The sequence below is a fragment of the Mesorhizobium sp. M0159 genome (assembly GCF_040322295.1).
Lineage (GTDB): Bacteria > Pseudomonadota > Alphaproteobacteria > Rhizobiales > Rhizobiaceae > Mesorhizobium.
In genome coordinates, this window is record NZ_JAMYTF010000135.1 from 1 (window position 1) to 1151 (window position 1151).

The 1151-nt window shown below is 61.7% G+C and carries 2 protein-coding genes; both read right to left on the reverse strand.

The window, feature by feature from the left end:
- Positions 1-679 (reverse strand): recombinase family protein (locus tag NKJ32_RS35380; RefSeq protein WP_352830580.1); only part of this gene is annotated, 679 nt, incomplete at its 3' end.
- Positions 676-1151 (reverse strand): hypothetical protein (locus NKJ32_RS35385; RefSeq protein WP_352781285.1); only part of this gene is annotated, 476 nt, incomplete at its 5' end. The genes NKJ32_RS35380 and NKJ32_RS35385, both read right to left, overlap by 4 nt.

A 1151-nucleotide genomic window follows, 5' to 3' on the forward strand; every position in this document is an offset into this window, starting at 1 on the left:
TGTCCGCCGCGCGCGTGTAATTTACGGCAGGGAGCATAATGCCCTCGCGGCGCAACCACAGATGCACCTGCCGGATGCTCTGCAGTTCGTCGAAACGCCGGAATACAAGATCGATCGCCTCGCGGATCCGCAGGTCCGGGTCTTTCTCGACCCGGTTCCGGCCCGACTTGACGTAACCGATCGCCACCGTCAGGAAAAGTTCGCCCCGTCGTGCCTTCTGCTTCAGGGCTTCGATCGAGCGGGCCCGCAGGATCGAAAGCTCCAGTTCGCTCATCGTGCCCTTCATGCCGAGCAGCAGCCTGTCGTTGGGATGACGCGGTTCGTAGATGCCGTCCTCATCGATGATGAGCGTTCCGACAAGGCCGCAAAACTCGATGAGCGTATGCCAGTCCCGGCCATTGCGGGCCAGCCGGGAGGCTTCAATGGCGAGGACCGCACCAACCCGACCTTCGCAGATCGCCGCCAGAAGCTTCTCAAAGCCCGGACGGCTGATGCCAGACCCTGAACGACCGAGATCTTCATCGATGACGATGGCGTCTTTCCAGCCAAGGGACCGCGCTCGCTCGGCAAGGCCATATTGGCGTCGCCGGCTCTCGGGATTGTTGACGAGTTGATCGGCCGTCGACTGCCGGACATAGACATAGGCACCGCGCGCGAGATGTTCAGCGGTGATCTTCATGATCTGCCTCCCGTCCCGTCTGGCTCACCACCGCTTCCCTCAGCAAGGTCTCGATCAGCGGGAGGGTGCGTTCCCGGACTTCGCCTGGAAGACTCGATGGCGGAGCCTTCTTGGAAAACAGGTCTGGCTGGTCGGTTCGGCATTGCCTGCGCTGCATGGTCGTCTCCTGGCTGGCGTGAGTCGCTCTGCAGAAAACGTAGACATGCATCGACCTCGCGGCGCAGGTCGCGCAGGCATGAAAGGGGAAAACGGGGCGCCTCGCGAACCGCCATCGTCAGGGCGATCTCTTCCGTCATCCAGATCGGAATCAGCGCCAGGCTGCCATCCGGTTGTCGCCCGACATAGGCCGGCTCACCGCAATAACGCTGACGGCCTGTGACGAAAATCTCCCCGCCCGAACGTGGATGAAAGGCGTAACGGACAATCTTCTTTGCCTCGCCATCCTGATAACGGGCATTATGAGCCCAGTCCG